Origin of the sequence: Paenibacillus sp. sptzw28 (assembly GCF_019550795.1) — a bacterium.
Lineage (GTDB): Bacteria > Bacillota > Bacilli > Paenibacillales > Paenibacillaceae > Paenibacillus_Z.
In genome coordinates this window covers 124710-141509 of the sequence record NZ_CP080545.1, presented here as the reverse complement: position 1 = coordinate 141509, position 16800 = coordinate 124710, and the positions used below count along the sequence as shown (strand labels likewise).

Sequence of the window (16800 nt, the reverse complement as noted above, 5' to 3'; positions counted from 1 at the left end):
AGGCCATTTTTTATTACCGCGATTATGTTCCTTGATTATTTCAAGTGGCTGGACCACAGGACGAGCGAGCGGTTGTCACGCTCGGCCCCCATCATTCGAAGCAGATCGTAGGCGCCGGATGCCGTTATCTCTTTGCCGTTCCAGAGATCGATCTTGATCTTGCTTAACCTCTGCCGGGTGAGAACGACACCGAATACCTTTCTGAGCAGATCAGCTTCGGCGGAACGGGACGCATGACTACCGGACGGCTCCGTTTCTTGCCCGAACGAATCGCCGCTCCCACTCCGGGAACCGGCAAGTTCGACCACCCTGCGTCCGTTATTCTCGAGCCAATAGCGCCATTCTCCCTGATGAATAATGAGATAGTTGCCGCTTTTGCGCGAGAAGCTTGCGCCCGGGTGGGCCGGCCAGTCGGCCGCGAGGCCGAATGGATTGGCCGGGTCCACGGCGGAGAGCACGGTGATTGCGTCATCGTTCTGCCCGGGAAATGGCTTGCGGACGGCCGCGATAAGCTCGCGCTTGGCGAATTGAAGCGTCGGCACGCCCTCGACGAGGAGGCCGCGCGTGACCACGCCCCAATGCTCAAGCTGGCGGAGCACCGGGAGCAGCTCGTCCCAGCCGAACGGGGACAGTTGTGCGACAAGATCCCTTGACACGATGCCGCAGCTGTCCAGCAGATGCTGCGTCCAATGCAGCACGGGCTCCGCTCCGTCAGAGGCCGGTCTTACCGGACTGTCGGCCGCATGTGATCGTGTGGGCCCGCTGCTGGGATTTGGGCTGTGGAGCGCCCGCCCGCTTTCATGTGCCCCGGTTTCTGCGAGCGAGCCGGTCCAGTACCAGCGCCCGAGACCGGACCCCGTCTTGGCGAGCTGCTTGCCCTTGGTAAGAAGCTGCAGACGAAGCGGAGCGAACTGATCATTGGAGACGCGGCCTTCCCAGACGAGCTCGAGCAGCTCGCCGAGCAGCTCGGAGGGCACTTTGCCGTAATCGCGGCTCAGCTTGGTAAGAAAGCTTGCGCCGCCCTCGCGCAGCAGCCGGAGCAGCTCGGGATGCTTGGAGTCCGGCTCCGCCGTTTGCGCGATATACGGTGCGTACAGCGGCTTCGATTCAGCAAGGAAGAAAGCGATTCTGCCCTCTTTCTCGGCTGCAACCTTACGCCCGAGCCAGATGACCTCACCTGAGGCGCACAGCAGGTCCAGGTCCTCTTTGCGGTAGCCAGTCAGACGTGTCTGGAAGATGATCGTTTCCCAGTGCGATGCGGGCAGGAAAAAGCCCTGCAGTCGGCCGATTATGACGCGAAGCCCGTCGATACCGGTTAGCTGTGTGCCTGAGAGTGCGTGCTGGAGCAGCGACATATGAGCACACCAGCGGATAGGATCCACCGGTTCGGCCTCCTTGCGGGCTTGCTCCAGAGTCAGCCTTATAAGCCTCTTGGCTACACTGCGGCTCGTCCATATCCGCTCATTTTCGCTGTCGGCGAAGGGGGCGCGCTCGATCAGATCCTGGGACAGCAGGACCTGGGCAATATGCTCGGCCCGGGCTGACGTGAGCTCCGGGTAGCGTTCGCGCAGCTCCTCCGCGGTGAACGAGAGGCGATGCTCGGCGAATCGCCCCGCCACAAAGGTGATGGCGCTCTCCGTAAGCGGAAACTCGTCGTACACTGCAAGCTCATCGGCACAGATCCAGCGGGCGGCTTGTCCGCTTTGACCTGGCATTAACACTGCGCGGCCGGACCGTCTTAGCGTTTCCAGCCACTCGCCTGCCTCTCCGCGGCCGGCAATCGCTGTAATTTCCTCTAAGCTGAGGTCGCCCCTGCGTTTAAGCAGCGCATACAGCTCATCGGAGCTTGAAGGAATGAGATTCCCTGCTTCCAGCCGCCGGGCTTCATTTTCCGCGATGACAGGATCAACGGACTGCCGCACGGCTTCCTCGCCGAACAGCTCGCTTGCAAGCGATTTGCTCACGCTCATGAGCTGCAGCCGGGTCGTATCGCTTAGGCCGTCTCCCTCGTATATTTGCATATTGATGTAGTCGGATAGGAACTGTACCGCAAACGGGGAGGGGGCGCTCGTTTCTTTGACGACGATATCGATCCTGCCCGCCGATATATCCTCAAGCAGCCGCTTCAAACCGCCGCTGTCCAAATATAGATGCAAGCACTCCCGCATCGCCTCCTGCAAATATGGAAAATGCTCCGCATACGGCAGCGACTGCTTAAGCAGCTCCTCGCTGCGGAGCCGCTTCTGCCACATCGGCGTTCTCGTGAAGCTGCGCGAGAGCAGAAGTGAAGTTTCGGCAATGCGCCGAAAAGCGATGGCAAGCAGCGGAGAGCCGGAGATCGCCTCCGACAAAAGGGACTCAATGCTGTCGGGTGTAATGTGCCACAGCGTCTGCAGCCACGATGCGTCCCACTCCGGAAGCACCAGCTCGATGCCGTTATCCTTGGCGTTGCCGTACATTTTATAAGGGAGCAGCCTCTCGAATTGATGCTCGATTGCAAGCAGCCACGTCCGGTTAATACGGCGGCCGAACGGGTTATGAATAATCACGCGCGTCTGGTTCATCAAATCGCGGTAATGCTCGATGACGATGCGCCGGCCCGTCGGCAGCCCGAGCGCACGGTGCTGGGACCGGACGAGCTGGGTCAACTCGGAAGCGGAGGCTCCGTCCAGGCCGTATTCGGCATCCAGCCAGCGGATAACGGCATTCTCCGTTTCGCGCTCATGGACGGACGGCTCGGCTTCGGCGGAAGAGCGCCCGGCAGCCGGCTCATGAGAGCTGGCGAGCGCCAGCCGCTGCTCCAGCTCACCGAGAAAATGACCGAGCTTGAGCCCAAGCTCGTAGCCCCGACCGCCCGGTTCGGCACGCCAGAACGGTATTTCGCTGAACCGGTTCGGCGCTTCCTTCACATATACCCGGTCATTCTCAATTCCGCTGATCATCCACGAGGCCGTGCCAAGCTGAAACACGTCACCGACGCGGCTCTCGTGAATATATTCCTCATCAAGCTCGCCAAGATGAATTCGGCTCTCCGCATGGTGAACCGGATAAGCCGAGCTTTGCGGAATCGTTCCGGCCCCTGTTACGGCTGCCATGGCGGTATTGGCCCGCTTGTGCAGCAGCCCGCTTGCGCGGTCCCAGTTGAGCAAAGGTTTGGCAAACGGATAGAAGCCCGCGAGCACCTTGAGCGCAGCCTCGAGACGTTCGCGCGGGAAGCTCCGATAGCATTCGCTCCGCGCGATGAGTCCGAGAAGTTCGCTGACAGAGATATCTGCTGCGGCGACAATTGCGGTCACCTGCTGGGACAGAACGTCCAGCGGCTCGAGCGGCAGGACGATCTCCTCGATCTCGCGCCGCGCAATGCTGCGGCAGAGCACGGCCGATTCCGGCAGATCGCCGCGGCTGCGCGCAAGAATGAAGCCGCGGCTTACATCGCCGACGGCATGTCCGGCTCGGCCGATGCGCTGAATGCCGGCGGCCGCCTCCTTGGGCGAATCGACCTGGATCACGAGGTCGACATGGCCGACGTCAATGCCGAGCTCAAGCGACGAGGTTGCGACCAGGCAGCGCAGCTCGCCTGCCTTGAGCATGCGTTCGACCTCGAGCCGCCGCTCGCGCGACAAGCTCCCGTGATGGGCGCGCGCCATCTCGAAGCCCGCGTGCTCGTTCAGCCTTAGTACGAGCCGCTCGCACAGCCGGCGGCTGTTGACGAAGAGCAGCGCCGATCGGCTTTCGTTCATGAGCTGGAAGAGGCGCTCCACGATCGGCAGCCAGACCGCGTCGCGGGTCTTGGCCGGTCTGCTGAGGTCCGGCATTGTAACGCGGACCTGCATCGACTTGACCATCGCGCTTTCGACAATGGCAACCGGGCGCGGTATGTAGCCGAAGGGATGCGGCTCGCTTGAGTTACCCTGCGGACCGCGAGCCGATTCCCAGCCCCCGAGAAAGCGGGCGACACGCTCCAGCGGCTTCTGCGTCGCGGAAACCCCTATGCGCTGCACCGGTTTTGGACATAGCCCGGACAACCGCTCAAGGGAGAGAGACAAGTGGGCGCCGCGTTTGTCACCGGCGAGCCCGTGTATTTCGTCGACGATGACCGTTCCGACCGTCCGAAGCATGCCGCGTCCCTTGTCCGAGGTGAGCAGCAAATAAAGCGATTCGGGTGTCGTGACGAGAACATCGGGCGGTCTGCGCACCATCTTTGCACGGTCACTCGAGGATGTGTCCCCCGTACGGACGGCGGAACGAACATGAGGCCATGTCGAGCATTCGACTGCTTCCTCTTCCGGGCGGTATTGATCTATGGCATCCATGAAGCCGACCAAATGGTGCTGGATATCGTTGTTGAGCGCTTTGAGCGGAGTAATGTAGAGCACACGCACGCCGGACGGCCAGCTGCGGCCTTCGCTTGCCGCGAGAATTTTATCTTGAGCGATCCGGTTCAGGCAGGGCAGCAGCGCAGCGAGCGTTTTGCCGGAGCCTGTCGGTGCGGCTATCAGGGTGTGCCTGCCGGCCATAATGGAGTCCCATGCTTCAAGCTGGACATCCGTCGGCCTGCCGAACGTCTGCGTAAACCAGCCGGCAAGCGTTGGGTGAAAGACGGATAGAGCCGGGGAAGACTTGGACATAAGTGCATCATCTCCTGGGTAAGAATCGAAAGCTCCCTTTAATATGGTTCAATGGAAGCAAGGTTTCAGCCTATCTTCCCGCTCTGCGGAAGAATGCTGCGCTGTTCACGGTCCAATGATGTTTATTCTTGCATTATACCCGTTTTTGGTCAGTTTGCGAGCAGCGGTTCATATGTATAAGATAACAGCTTGCAAATCGCAGCGGGGGGTAGTAAGTGTGGGAAGATGGCTGAACAGCCTGGAAGCAAGATGGAACGAATGGGCACAGGTGGAAGAAGCGATGAGCCGGACGTTGGCAGGAAGATCGATCCTTCGCGTTGCAGGACCGCGTACGCCCAGGCTCAACTCATCCGGAGTAAGAACGGTCCCCGCAGCCGATCTGACAAGAGTCGCCGGGACCTATGAAGCGGGACTTGCCTGCTTTTGCCTGGGTGAGCTTGCGGCGGAGGACCGGGCGGATTTCCTTACTAAACTGCATGGGCGGTTAAAGGAGGGAGCGACGGCGGTGTTTGCCGACCGGCGAAGTGAAGGGTGTGGGGCGGCGTTTGAGCTGCATGAACTGTTCGCTCCGGTCGGGACGAAACTCGATATTCAGGTCGGGCGCACATTTTGGTGGGTTCGCTATGAGCTGCGGTAAAACGGCCACTCGGCCACTGTGTTTCACTCATCCACCTATCGGTTACTAAAAAGTAGAAGTCCGAACGCAAAAGCAGGACCGCGGCTTTGATGTCCGAAAGGACAAAACAAAGCTGCGGTCCCGCATGCGCATCGCAATCGATGCCGAGCACGGTTTAGCCGGCGTCTCCGCCGCCGTCCGGCTCATCGGACGGTTCATCGGCATATTTTTCAAAAGTTTCAGGGCTCATAACGCGGCGAGCAGTAACATAGCGTTTACTGTAGTAAGAGTCGCTGAGGCCGCTGATGGTTACCCCTTTGCTGGAGGAAGAATGGGCGAATTTGCCGTCTCCAACATAAATGCCGACGTGCGAAATGCCTCTGCCGTTCGTATTGAAGAATACGAGGTCCCCCGGGAGCAAGTCGTCTTTCGCGACTTTCTTGCCCAGTCTGGCTTGCGACCCGGATTGGTGCGGGAGATCAACGCCGAGTTTGTTAAACACGTACATTGTAAAGCCCGAACAGTCAAATCCGTTTGTTGTCGTCCCGGCAGAGCGGTAAGGCGTGCCGATCACATCACTGATCACTCCGTCCATTCTGGAATTTGCGAAAACGCTTCCAGCCTGGAACATCAGCATCAATGCTAGACCGATGAGAACTGCAGAAACCTTTTTCAAAAAATGTTGCTCCTTCCGGTGCCTACGAGGTTAGCTGTGGGGTTCGGTTGAAGGTTCCCTATGACCGGCTCTGACATTCGAATGGACCGAATGCCCGGGTCAATTCACCCAAGATGGTTCCCCCGTTTCCCGATAAGGGAATTCGGCAATTTTTTCATGCTGGCATAATTATTCTGTTTTTTTATCGAATCTCCTTCTAATTTCACAATTTGTTCACAAATTAAAATTATTAGAGTGAAACTTTTTGACAAATTCATTCGTTGCGTATTGCGACAATGCAAATATGAAGCCCGGGAAGTATCCCGGGCCTCATATTTTATAGAATGAAGCAGGAAGCCAGGCATGTCCGGTTGCAATACCGGGGTATGTCTGGCTTCCTATGTCTAATTGAATGAACCGTACGCCAATCGACAAAAATCCGCTATCCGGACTAAATCTGCTTGGACTGCCACACATCGTACTGCGACGCTACGGTCCATACTTTCATGATCGTCCGTACAAGCTGGTAGCTTTGATGCAGAATCAGCGCCGCAAGCCCGGCCCACAGCATGGAGGCGGATGCGATCATTATGTTGAGTGCCAGCCCGAAGCCCCACATAATCAGCGAGATGCCGGCGAAAGGGAGGAAATGCCGCAGGCCGCTCCACAGCGAGCGGAACATTCCGCCCCCCGATACCGCGCCGAACTGCATCGCGAGAAACAGCAAGTGAAGCAGTACCGCCCATGCCAGCCAGCCGCCGGCCCAAGGACCGGCCGTTTGTGCGAGATCGGTCCAGCTGCCGCTGCCAAGCAGCGTTTCCAATCCGTGCGGGAGGAGCCAGAAACCGGGTGCAAGCGCAAGCGTGGTCTCTATGATATAGAGTAGTGCGACCGGCTTCCAGACGGTACGAATTCCTTGCAGAAACTTCGTGCCCCCGTCATCCCTCGTATAGTGAAGCGAATGGATAAGCCCTGCGTTCAGGAACGGCGTCAAGAGCATTCTGGCCGCAAGCAGCCCCGCAAACATCCAGACATACGGACGAATAAGATCGGTTTTCAGAAGCTGGAACTGCGCTTCGGTCAGAAACAGCTGTACTGCGCCGTCCGCCGTAGAGCTGTCGGGAAACCTTTTCAATAGCGGCACGACGATGCCTTCTATCATCCTGTAGAGAACGAAGCCCCATACCAGCTCATATACAAATAATAGAATGATAATATAAAAGTGTTTGGCGGTAAGCCGCCAGCCCTGCTTTATGTGATTGTTCATGCGATTGTCCACCTCCTTCAATTGTCATATTTACGTTCGGCGCGGCTACCACGCGAGCGATGCGAACAGTCCTTCGATCAGCTTTGTGAATCCAACGCTCCAGCGTGTGCGGGTTTTCTCCGGAAGCTCGGCTTTCATAAAGTTATTGATATGCTTGTTATCGAGCACATTGTTGTTTTGCGGATCGACGACCGCCCAGACCAGCGGGGAGGCGGATACCATTTTATATTGAATATGCGTTTCCTGGCCGTTCCACACCCTCGGCATCGTGGTTCCGTCTGCGAACTGAAAGATAATCGGCGCTGGTCCGAAGCTGCCGCCCTGCCTGCGGATCAACACGACGGATTCGTACTGCTTGACGCCGTTCTGAATGACAGGCCGCACATGAATCGATTCGACGGAATAGTCGGACATCTGATTGCCGTAGACGAATTGGCTGAAATAATCGTTCCATTTGGTCTTCGTCACCTGTTCGACGACACGTTGGAAATCGGCGGTGGAGGGATGCTTGAATTTATATTTCTGGAAATAAGTGCGCATGATTTTGCTCATCGTTTTTGCTCCAACCTGCTTTTCAATGCCGAATAAGACGAGTTTGGCCCGCATATATACATTTTCAGCATAGCTGTTGTTGCTGTGATAGGACCACGATACCTGCTTAAGCGGAGCCGGGTCGGTCATATAGCTCGCTTCCATCGGCAGGTTCGGTTCGACTCCATACTCGCTTTGCATCACTTTATCCTCCGAATAAGATGTGAAGCCTTCATCCAGCCAGGCTTCCTCGAATTCGTTGGAGGCCACCATACCGTACCAATATTGATGTCCGATTTCATGAATGACGGTTCGCTCCAGATCGTAGCCGGGATTCGCATTCTCTGCGGCGAACGCTGTAATCAGCGTCGGATACTCCATCCCGCCTGCGCCGTTCCCGCCTTTGGGCGGCACGACGATCGAAAGCGTGGAATACGGATACGCCCCGTACCACTGCGCATATTTGGCGAGCGCAGATTTCGCAGCGTGCATGTACCGGTCCTTGAATTTGGCATGAAGGGGGTCAAGGTAGAGCTTGATGCGCACTCCGGGCACTCCGTCGGTTGAGAACGGTTCTTCGGCATAGACGAAATCCGGAGAAGCGCTCCAGCCGAAATCGTGCACATCGTCCGCATAGAACTGGTACGTTTTACGCTTGTCGGCGATGACTGTCGGCTTCGTCTGGAATCCGGTCGCCGCTACCTTGTAGGTGCCCGGCACGTTGATCCTCACGCTGTAGATGCCGAAATTGCTGTAAAATTCCGAGTTGCCATGGTACTGATGGGCGTTCCAGCCTTCCGTGGTTCTGCCGCGCGTGCCGACGGTTTCATAAGCCGCGAGCTTGGGAAACCATTGACCCGCCATGACAAAATCGCCGGAATAGCCCATACGTGCGAATACTTCCGGGAGCTTGACGTCGAAGGCCATCTTGAGCGTTACGCTTTGCCCCGGCGCGACTGGCTTGGGAAGACGGAGCTTGGCCAGCGTCTTGTCCCTCATGTTGCCGTCGTCGGGTTGGACGTAATGAAACCGCGGAAGCAGACTGTAGCCCTCGGTCGTTTGCAGCGATTTGATTTGCATGTAGCCGATGCTGCCGAACGTCGCTTTGTCATTTCTCAGCTGACCGCCCGATTCTTTCATGAATGTTGACTCCTTGGATTCAAACGCATTGGGGTACAGGTGAAAATAAAGCTCGGACACCTGCTGTCTGCCAGGGTTTGTCCACGTGACCGATTGCTCGCCATGGAGTGTTTTGGCATCCTCCGTCAGCGTAACGTCGATGTGGTATTCCACAACGCGCTTGCTGAGCGATACCGGCTTCGGCTGCATGACGGAATCGGGCTCCGGCGTATTTTGGGGGACAGCCGGTTTTGGGGACGTGTCCGATTTGGCGGGGGCGAGGGCGTATGTGTATTGCGAAACCCAGGCATCCCGGAACCCCTGCTGGGCCGTCACGCCGAGCAGGACGGCAGCTATTGCAAAGAGCAGTAAACGTTTGCTGTGACGTGGCGTCATTAACGATTCCCTCCCGTTGACAAGCATCTACAGCATGTATATGTTTGCTTTTCGCGGATTATTAGCTAAAATGGAATTAATGTTTGGACAGGCGGAGAAGCCTTGCCGGATGCGGGTTTTTTGATCGCACGGAAGCGGCCGTCCGGAGGAAGCCCGGGCTGCTGCGCTTCATATAAATCAGGGAAGACGGGAGTGGGAATTTCAATGACGGAAGAGCAAGGTCAAGGACAAACGCCGGATAACGCGGCTTCGTCCGTACCGGAGAAGAAGGAAAAGAAACAGCTGTCGCTTAATGTGGTGAGCAATAAAGAGCACCGGGGATTCGGAGCGGGCACCATTGACCTCAGCGCCGTATCCTGCGTCATTATTGACAACGGAGAGGCTTATATAGATGTAGGGGCCATGCATGCGAAGAGCAAGGTGGAGAAGGGCATCAAGTTCAGCCCGAATAAGGAAGATGTGCCGAATGGCCGGCTTTGCTGGATCGTTTGGGTCGCCGTGGACCGTAATGAAGAAGGCTCCTATTACGCCGGAGCGACCGCTTGTCCGATGCTTGTCGATACGGAAGCGCGGAGGGGCTGGAAGATCCTCGCCCAGCATGTTAACAATCTCGACTACGCCATTAAACGGCGGTTTGTGCTCGGCGAACTCGGTTCCGAAGAGAAAGCCGCGCTGCGGGGACTGCTGATATCGAATAATCAGGAGTGGTGGGACCGCTCTCCGGAGGAGCTGAAGAAGGCGCTGGCGGAATGACATGCCGCGTCGCAGCCGCGCTTCATTAATGAAGTAAGCCTTATAGTGTGCCAAGCAGCAAAGGAGCCGAGAGGCTCCTTTTTTGGCGCCTTTGCCTAGTGATACCGGGCAGCAACTGCCGGTACAATCCTTTATAAATACTGGAACATTTGTTCTTGGCACTTCCAGGAAATGTGGTACAATTGGAAAATAGTTGATGTGCCTTATCGCAAATTCTAAAATTTACATGGGGAGGAACGGGAATGAAGCGGGATGAGAGAAAGAACTCGCTTAAACAATACAGCGACCTGCTGCGGCGCTACTTGCTCCCGCAGCGGGGCACCTTGATCGTCTTAGCCTTTCTACTGGCGGCCTCGATCGCAATGCAGCTCATCAATCCGCAAATCATTCGATACTTCATCGATACGGCCCAGTCCAAGGGCGAGATGAAGCCGCTATTGATCGCCGCCTGCTTGTTTATAGGGTTCTCGCTTGTGCAGCAAGCGGTTTCGGTCGTCGCCACATACTTCAGCGAGAATGTCGGCTGGAAGACGACGAACCGCCTTCGCGGCGATTTGGCCAGACACTGTCTATCGCTGGATATGTCCTTTCATAAATCCCACACGTCGGGGGCAATCATCGAGCGGGTCGATGGCGATGTCAATGCGCTTGCGAATTTCTTCTCCAGCATGATTATCAACTTGATCGGCAATCTTCTGCTTATGATCGGTATCATTATTCTTCTGTTCCGGGAAAACTGGCTGATCGGTGCGGGGATAGCTGTTTTTGTCCTATTTGCCGTATTCGCCATTCAATGGATCCGCAAGTTTGCGGTTCCCGTGTGGGCGCAGTGGCGTCAGGCGAACGCCGAGTTTTACGGGTTTATCGGCGAACAGCTCGAGGGAACGGAGGATATTCGCGCCAATGGTGCGGCTGGATATGTTATGGGGCGCTTCTACGCCATGCTGCGGCAGATGCTACCGCTGCGGATAAAGGCGTTTCTCGGGTTTTGCGCTATGTGGAACACATCCATTCTCGTGTTCGCGCTCGGCAATGCCATGGCTTTCGCAATCAGCGCTTATTTATGGAAAGCGGGAAGCGTGTCGCTCGGCACCGTATACTTGATTTTCTTCTATACGGAGCTCTTAGCCAAGCCGATTGAGAAAATCCGTACGCAAATGGAAGATTTACAGAAAGCCGATGCAAGTATATTCCGTATCCGGGAGCTGTTCGAAATAAGGTCGGCAATTCCCGACGGTCCCGGCGCCCCACTGCCGGAAGGCCCGCTTGGTGTCGAGTTCCGCAATGTCAGCTTCAGCTACGACGAAGACAGCCGCCCGACAATCAATGGTCTGGCGCTTGAGCTGAAGCCCGGTGAAGTGCTTGGGCTGCTTGGGCGTACAGGAAGCGGCAAGTCTACGCTGGCCCGGCTCCTGCTTCGCTTCTATGATCCGCAGCGAGGCACCGTAATGCTGTCCGGCACCGATATTCGCCGCTGCAAGCTAAGCGAGCTAAGGAAACGAGTCGCGTTGGTCACTCAGAACATCGAGATAATAGAGGGGACAGTTCGCGACAATTTGACGTTCTATGATGAAAGGATTCCCGATAGTCGGATTATTGAAGTACTGGAGGAGCTCGGTCTTGGCGGCTGGCACGATTCGCTGCCCCAAGGGCTTGATACGCAGCTGGCGTCCGGAGGAGGCAGCTTGTCTGCCGGCGAGGCGCAGCTGCTGGCATTCGCACGTGTTTTTCTTAGCAATCCGGGACTTGTCATCATGGATGAAGCTTCCTCCAGGCTGGACCCGCTCACGGAGCAGCGGATCGAGAATGCTATCGGGAAGCTCCTTGTCAGCCGTTCATGCATTATTATAGCGCATCGTCTTGCAACGGTTCAGCGGGCGGACCACATTCTGATATTGGAGAATGGAGAAGTTATTGAATCAGGAAGACGCGCCAAGCTGGCCGCTGACCCGGAATCCAGGTTCAGTCGGATGCTATCGGCGGGTCTTGAGGAGGTGCTGGCATGACGACATTTCAGTTTCTGTGGCGCCTCACGATGTACCGGCCGGTCCGGTATATCGTAAATGCCGTCGCTTGGACCCTGATTTATTTGGCGCCGATAGCCCCCGGGCTCATAACAAAGGAATTTTTCGACTCTCTCACGGGCAATTCGGCTTTAAATCTTACCACCTGGGGCATTGTCTCCCTGCTGCTTGGTGCGGCATTGGCCCGCATGATGCTGATCGTAGTCGGCTTTATTACAGATGTGCATTTCCGCTTCCGCATGGGCATGATGCTGCGGCGCAATTTGCTGGAGCATGTGCTTAAACAACCGGGAGCCCGCGCCATTCCTTGCTCGCCCGGCGAGGCGATCAGTCATTTCCGCGATGATGTCGATCAATCCGAAGAAGCGGCCAGCTGGTCCGTCGATGTATTCGGGATGACGTGCTTTGCCGCCGTGTCCAGTTATATACTCATCCGTATCGATGCGCAAATGACGCTGCTCGTCTTCCTCCCGCTTGTCGTTGTCGTCACGATCGCGCAGCTCGCGACCTCTAGGCTGCAGAAATACAGAGCGGCAAGCCGTGAATCGACGTCCCGTGTGACGGGCGCAATCAGTGAAATGTTCAGCAATGTGCAGGCCATTCAGGTTGCAGGCGCCGAAGAGCGTGTCATTAACCGGTTTGTTCGTTTCAATGACGACCGCCGGCGGACGATGCTTAAGGACCGGTTGATGGGGGAGGTGCTCGACTCGGTGTTCTCGAACTCGGTCAACATCGGGACCGGACTCATACTGCTCCTGGCAGGACAGAAGATGAAAGCGGGGACGTTTACGGTAGGCGATTTTGCCTTGTTCGTCTACTATTTGACGTTTGTTACACAGTTCATTACGAATGTCGGGAAATTTCTTACCTATTTCAAGCAGATGAGCGTAGCCCTCGACCGTTTGACGGCTTTGCTGCAGGGCGCCCCGGCCAAGGTGCTTACATTCGCCGGATCGCTCTTGCTCCGCAAGAACACGGATAAAGGACAAACCGCGGCTGCGGCTGCCGGCTCCGAGCCTTTGCACTGCTTGGAGGTGTCCGGATTATCCTATCGTTTTCCGGATACGGGTAGAGGGATATCGGACATAAAGCTCACTTTACGCAAAGGATCTTTTACCGTCATCACCGGGACGATCGGCTCCGGCAAAACCACCCTCGTGCGCACGCTGCTAGGGCTGCTTCCCAAAGATGAAGGGACGATCAATTGGAACGGCCGGCCCGTGGCCGACCCGGGCAGCTTCTTCGTGCCGCCAAGAAGCGCCTACACGGCGCAGGTTCCTCGCTTATACAGCGATACGCTGCGCAATAACATTCTGCTTGGGGAAGCGGAAGAAGGAGACAATTTGAATCAGGCGCTTCATGCGGCTGTCCTGGAATATGATGTTGCGCAGATGCCGGGCGGCCTCGATACCATTATCGGTCCCCGCGGCGTCAAGCTTTCCGGCGGTCAAGCGCAGAGAACGGCTGCTGCCCGGATGCTGGTACGGGATGCCGAGCTGTATGTGTTCGATGATCTATCAAGCGCGCTCGATGTCGAAACGGAGCAGAAGCTCTGGGAACGGTTGTACCGCAAACGCGGCGGCGCTACTTGCCTCGTCGTATCTCATCGCCGGGCCGCTTTGGCCCAGGCGGATCATATTATAGTGATAAAAGACGGCAGAATCGAAGCGGAAGGGACGTCTGAGCAGCTGCTGAGGTCATGTGCAACGTTCCAGGAGCTTTGGAACTAATGAGACGATTAAAGCATGACCTCTACTACGTCGTCGTTTCACAATAACATAATGATAGGTTGACGAGATTGTGGCCGGAAATTATTATGATACTAATAGATTAGCGTGAACATAGTGCTGTTGTCGCTTGGAGCTTTGACGCGTTATACGGTTACCGATTGAGTCCATTTTGAGAGGAGCTGACCCGAGTCTTGAGCAAATTTACTTGGCCCACGCTTGTGCTTACCGTCGTCCTGATCATTGCGGGCTGCGGCGGTAAAGTGAAGAACGAAAATGTCGATTCCGGCGGAAACACGGCTCAAAATTCCGGCGATACGAGTCAAAAGCAGTACAAGATTGCCATTTCCCAAATTGTCGAGCATGCTTCGCTTGACGCCACCCGGGAAGGCTTCCTTGCGGGATTGAAAGACAACGGCATTGAGGAAGGCAAAAATTTGACAGTAGATTACAACAACGCACAGGATGATCCGACCAACAACCTGTCCATCGCCCAGAAAATCGCCGGCGAGAAGAACGATCTTGTGCTGGCCATTGCAACTCCTTCTGCACAGGCGCTTGCAGACAAAGTGAAAGATACGCCGCTCCTGTTTTCCGCGGTAACGGACCCGGTAGGCTCGAACATCATAAGCAATATGGACAAGCCGGGCGGTAATATATCCGGCGCCTCGGACACAAACCCGGAAGCGACAACCAAGCTGGTGAACTTTATTGCGGAGAATTTCCCGAAAATCAAAACCGTCGGTCTTGTAATTAACGAAGGAGAGTCCAATGCGGTTGTCATGGCAGACAGGGCGGAAAAGGATTTTGCCGCGCACGGTATCAAGCTCATTAGAGCGGCAATCACCAACACGTCGGAGGTCAAACAGGCCGCCCAATCGTTGGTAGGGCGAGCGGACGCATTCTTCCTGACGCTCGATAATAAAGTTGTCAGCGGTGTCGATTCAATCCTCCAAATGTCGAAGGAAAATAAAATACCTCTTTTCTCCAGCGATCGTGATACTGTCGAGAAGGGCGCTCTCGCAACGGTTGGATTTAAATATTATGATCATGGTTATCAGGTCGGGCAGATGGCTGCAGAAATTCTGAAGAACGGCAAAAAGCCCGGCGACATGAAAGTGACGGTCCCTGATAAACTGGACCTGATAATCAATTTGAAGGCCGCTAAGGAGTTGGGCATCGAAGTTACGGATCAGATGAAAAATGCGGTTATGGATCAAGCGCAAAACCTGATCCAGTAACCGGTTTGCAGGAGTGGGCGTCCTTTCGTTCACTCCTTTTTCTTACAACTTGAGCTGGTTTACAAGAAGGAGGTGCAGCAGGAATGCTCAATTCATTATATGGGGCGGTTGAACTCGGCTTACTGTATGCTTTGATGTCGCTGGGCGTCTACATTACGTTTCGCATTCTGGACTTCCCGGATCTTACCGTGGACGGAAGCTTCGCTATAGGCGGAGCGGTAGCCGCTACTTTAATTACACAAGGCTGCTCTCCTTGGCTCGCAGGTCTGGCGGCATTCGGCGGAGGACTGGCGGCAGGCGCATGCACCGGTCTTCTGCATACGAAGGGAAAAATAAACGGACTGCTCTCAGGGATTCTCATGATGATTGCTCTTTATTCCATCAATATGCGAATAATGGGCAAGCCGAACGTTTCACTGCTGGGCATCGATATTCCGTTTTTCTCTATTTCTTCAACAGGTATTCGGATTCTGCTCATTGCAGTCGGTGTAATGTTGATCAAATTGCTGCTCGATGCGTTCCTCCACACCGATCTTGGTCTTGCGCTTCGGGCAACGGGGGATAACGCCCGAATGATCCGCAGCTTCGGCGCCCATACCGACAACACGATCGTATTTGGGATCAGTCTGTCGAATGGCCTTGTTGCATTATCCGGAGCGCTGATTAGCCAGCAGAACGGCTTTGCCGATATTTCCATGGGGCTTGGAATGATCGTAATCGGACTCGCCTCGGTCATTATCGGGGAAGCGATTTTTGGAGCGCGCAACGTCTTTTTTGCCACATTAGCCGCCGTGCTGGGTTCCATCGTGTACCGAATAATCGTCGCGCTTGCACTTCGCGCTGAATGGCTCAGCGCATCCGATTTAAAGATGATCACAGCGTTGATCGTTATAGTGGCGCTGGTTGTACCTTCCCTGCAGCGCTCCTGGAAGCAGCGAAATGTCGCGAAGAAACGTACGGCCCAGCTAGCCGTGGCGTCATCGGAGCAATCAGTGGGAGGTGAGCGCTGATGCTTCAAATATCTGAAGTTTCCAAGCTTTTTTTCCCCGGAACCGTCGATGAGAAGATTGCGTTGATGGGCATCAACCTGACGCTCAATGCCGGCGACTTCGTTACGGTGATAGGCAGCAACGGGGCCGGCAAGTCGACGCTCATGAACATTATTTCCGGGGTTATGACCCCGGATGCGGGTGAAGTGCGAATCGAAGGCACCGTCATTCATGGGCTGCCCGAATACCGCCGCAGCCGCTGGATCGGGCGGGTATTCCAGGACCCGATGGCAGGAACCGCTCCGCATATGACGATTGAGGAGAATCTCGCAATCGCTTATGCCCGAGGAAAGCCGCGCGGCCTCCGGCTAGGCGTAACGCCAAAGAAACGGGTGTTTTTTCACCGGCAGTTAAAGAGGCTGGGCATTGGGCTGGAAGATCGGCTGCGGGCGAAAGTCGGCCAGCTGTCCGGCGGCGAACGTCAGGCGCTCAGCTTGTTGATGGCGACTTTCACGGACCCGGAAATTCTGCTGCTGGACGAACATACGGCCGCGCTGGACCCGGCTAGGGCGGAACTTATTACGCGTCTTACCGAAAGCATAGTAAGCGAAATGAAGCTGACAACCCTGATGGTCACCCACAATATGGAACAAGCCATCCGTCTGGGTAACCGGCTTATCATGATGGATAAGGGGCGAATCGTTCTCGACGTAAACGAACAACGAAAGAAAGAACTCACCGTCGATCGGCTGCTTCGCGAATTCGAGCAAATCAGCGGCCGTAAATTGGCAGACGACAAGATCGTGTTCGGGGTATAAAGCGAAACATCCCGCCTTCCTAGTGAAATGGCGGGA

General features: G+C 55.7%; 11 protein-coding genes and 1 riboswitch. Of the genes, 7 read left to right on the top strand and 4 right to left on the bottom strand.

What is annotated here, in order from left to right:
* Nucleotides 1-35: 35 nt before the first annotated feature.
* On the bottom strand, nt 36-4628 hold the full coding sequence (locus KZ483_RS00570; protein WP_220350884.1) for a DEAD/DEAH box helicase: 4593 nt from the start codon (nt 4626-4628) through the stop codon (nt 36-38).
* Between the two features lie 172 nt (nt 4629-4800).
* On the opposite strand from KZ483_RS00570, the gene KZ483_RS00565 reads away from it, so the two are divergent.
* Nucleotides 4801-5265: a hypothetical protein gene (locus KZ483_RS00565; protein WP_220350883.1), complete on the top strand. Its 465-nt coding sequence runs from the start codon at nt 4801-4803 to the stop codon at nt 5263-5265.
* A 154-nt stretch (nt 5266-5419) separates the two neighbouring features.
* Here KZ483_RS00565 and KZ483_RS00560 read toward each other — a convergent pair whose 3' ends face one another.
* The 3 genes from KZ483_RS00560 to KZ483_RS00550 form a co-directional block, all read right to left on the bottom strand.
* Nucleotides 5420-5881 carry a C40 family peptidase gene (locus KZ483_RS00560; protein WP_220353180.1) on the bottom strand — a complete coding sequence of 154 codons (462 nt, stop codon included), beginning with the start codon at nt 5879-5881 and terminating at the stop codon, nt 5420-5422.
* A gap of 43 nt (nt 5882-5924) precedes the next feature.
* Nucleotides 5925-6078, bottom strand: a riboswitch (cyclic di-AMP (ydaO/yuaA leader).
* A gap of 272 nt (nt 6079-6350) precedes the next feature.
* The gene (locus tag KZ483_RS00555; protein ID WP_220350882.1) at nt 6351-7166 is read right to left on the bottom strand and encodes a hypothetical protein; all 816 of its coding nucleotides are present in this window, start codon (nt 7164-7166) and stop codon (nt 6351-6353) included.
* Between the two features lie 45 nt (nt 7167-7211).
* Entirely contained in the window at nt 7212-9212 is a 2001-nt protein-coding gene (locus tag KZ483_RS00550) for a M1 family metallopeptidase (protein WP_220350881.1), read from the bottom strand.
* Nucleotides 9213-9416: 204 nt separating this feature from the next.
* Between KZ483_RS00550 and KZ483_RS00545 the strand changes: the two genes are divergently transcribed.
* The 6 genes from KZ483_RS00545 to KZ483_RS00520 all read left to right on the top strand — a co-directional run bounded on the left by KZ483_RS00545 (nt 9417) and on the right by KZ483_RS00520 (nt 16764).
* Complete coding sequence (locus KZ483_RS00545) at nt 9417-9965, top strand: YwhD family protein (RefSeq protein ID WP_220350880.1); 549 nt, start codon at nt 9417-9419, stop codon at nt 9963-9965.
* Between the two features lie 242 nt (nt 9966-10207).
* Nucleotides 10208-11971, top strand: a complete 1764-nt coding sequence (locus tag KZ483_RS00540) for an ABC transporter ATP-binding protein (protein WP_220350879.1) — start codon at nt 10208-10210, stop codon at nt 11969-11971.
* On the top strand, nt 11968-13719 hold the full coding sequence (locus KZ483_RS00535; protein ID WP_220350878.1) for an ABC transporter ATP-binding protein: 1752 nt from the start codon (nt 11968-11970) through the stop codon (nt 13717-13719). Before KZ483_RS00540 ends, KZ483_RS00535 begins: the two co-directional genes overlap by 4 nt.
* Before the next feature lie 191 nt (nt 13720-13910).
* Nucleotides 13911-14957 (top strand): ABC transporter substrate-binding protein, encoded by a 1047-nt coding sequence (locus tag KZ483_RS00530; protein WP_220350877.1) that lies wholly within the window; start codon nt 13911-13913, stop codon nt 14955-14957.
* Between the two features lie 83 nt (nt 14958-15040).
* Nucleotides 15041-15967, top strand: a complete 927-nt coding sequence (locus KZ483_RS00525; RefSeq protein WP_220350876.1) for an ABC transporter permease — start codon at nt 15041-15043, stop codon at nt 15965-15967.
* Nucleotides 15967-16764, top strand: coding sequence for an ABC transporter ATP-binding protein (locus tag KZ483_RS00520; RefSeq protein ID WP_220350875.1), 798 nt, complete (start codon nt 15967-15969; stop codon nt 16762-16764). Before KZ483_RS00525 ends, KZ483_RS00520 begins: the two co-directional genes overlap by 1 nt.
* Nucleotides 16765-16800: the final 36 nt, after the last annotated feature.

Excerpts from the sequence above, each read along its gene's own strand:
- KZ483_RS00570 (WP_220350884.1), bottom strand. The coding sequence starts at position 4,628 with ATGTCCAAGTCTTCCCCGGCTCTATCCGTCTTTCACCCAACGCTTGCC.
- KZ483_RS00525 (WP_220350876.1), top strand. The coding sequence starts at position 15,041 with ATGCTCAATTCATTATATGGGGCGGTTGAACTCGGCTTACTGTATGCT.
- KZ483_RS00565 (WP_220350883.1), top strand. The coding sequence starts at position 4,801 with ATGTATAAGATAACAGCTTGCAAATCGCAGCGGGGGGTAGTAAGTGTG.
- KZ483_RS00535 (WP_220350878.1), top strand. The coding sequence starts at position 11,968 with ATGACGACATTTCAGTTTCTGTGGCGCCTCACGATGTACCGGCCGGTC.
- KZ483_RS00540 (WP_220350879.1), top strand. The coding sequence starts at position 10,208 with ATGAAGCGGGATGAGAGAAAGAACTCGCTTAAACAATACAGCGACCTG.
- KZ483_RS00550 (WP_220350881.1), bottom strand. The coding sequence starts at position 9,212 with ATGACGCCACGTCACAGCAAACGTTTACTGCTCTTTGCAATAGCTGCC.
- KZ483_RS00560 (WP_220353180.1), bottom strand. The coding sequence starts at position 5,881 with ATGCTGATGTTCCAGGCTGGAAGCGTTTTCGCAAATTCCAGAATGGAC.
- KZ483_RS00520 (WP_220350875.1), top strand. The coding sequence starts at position 15,967 with ATGCTTCAAATATCTGAAGTTTCCAAGCTTTTTTTCCCCGGAACCGTC.
- KZ483_RS00555 (WP_220350882.1), bottom strand. The coding sequence starts at position 7,166 with ATGAACAATCACATAAAGCAGGGCTGGCGGCTTACCGCCAAACACTTT.
- KZ483_RS00545 (WP_220350880.1), top strand. The coding sequence starts at position 9,417 with ATGACGGAAGAGCAAGGTCAAGGACAAACGCCGGATAACGCGGCTTCG.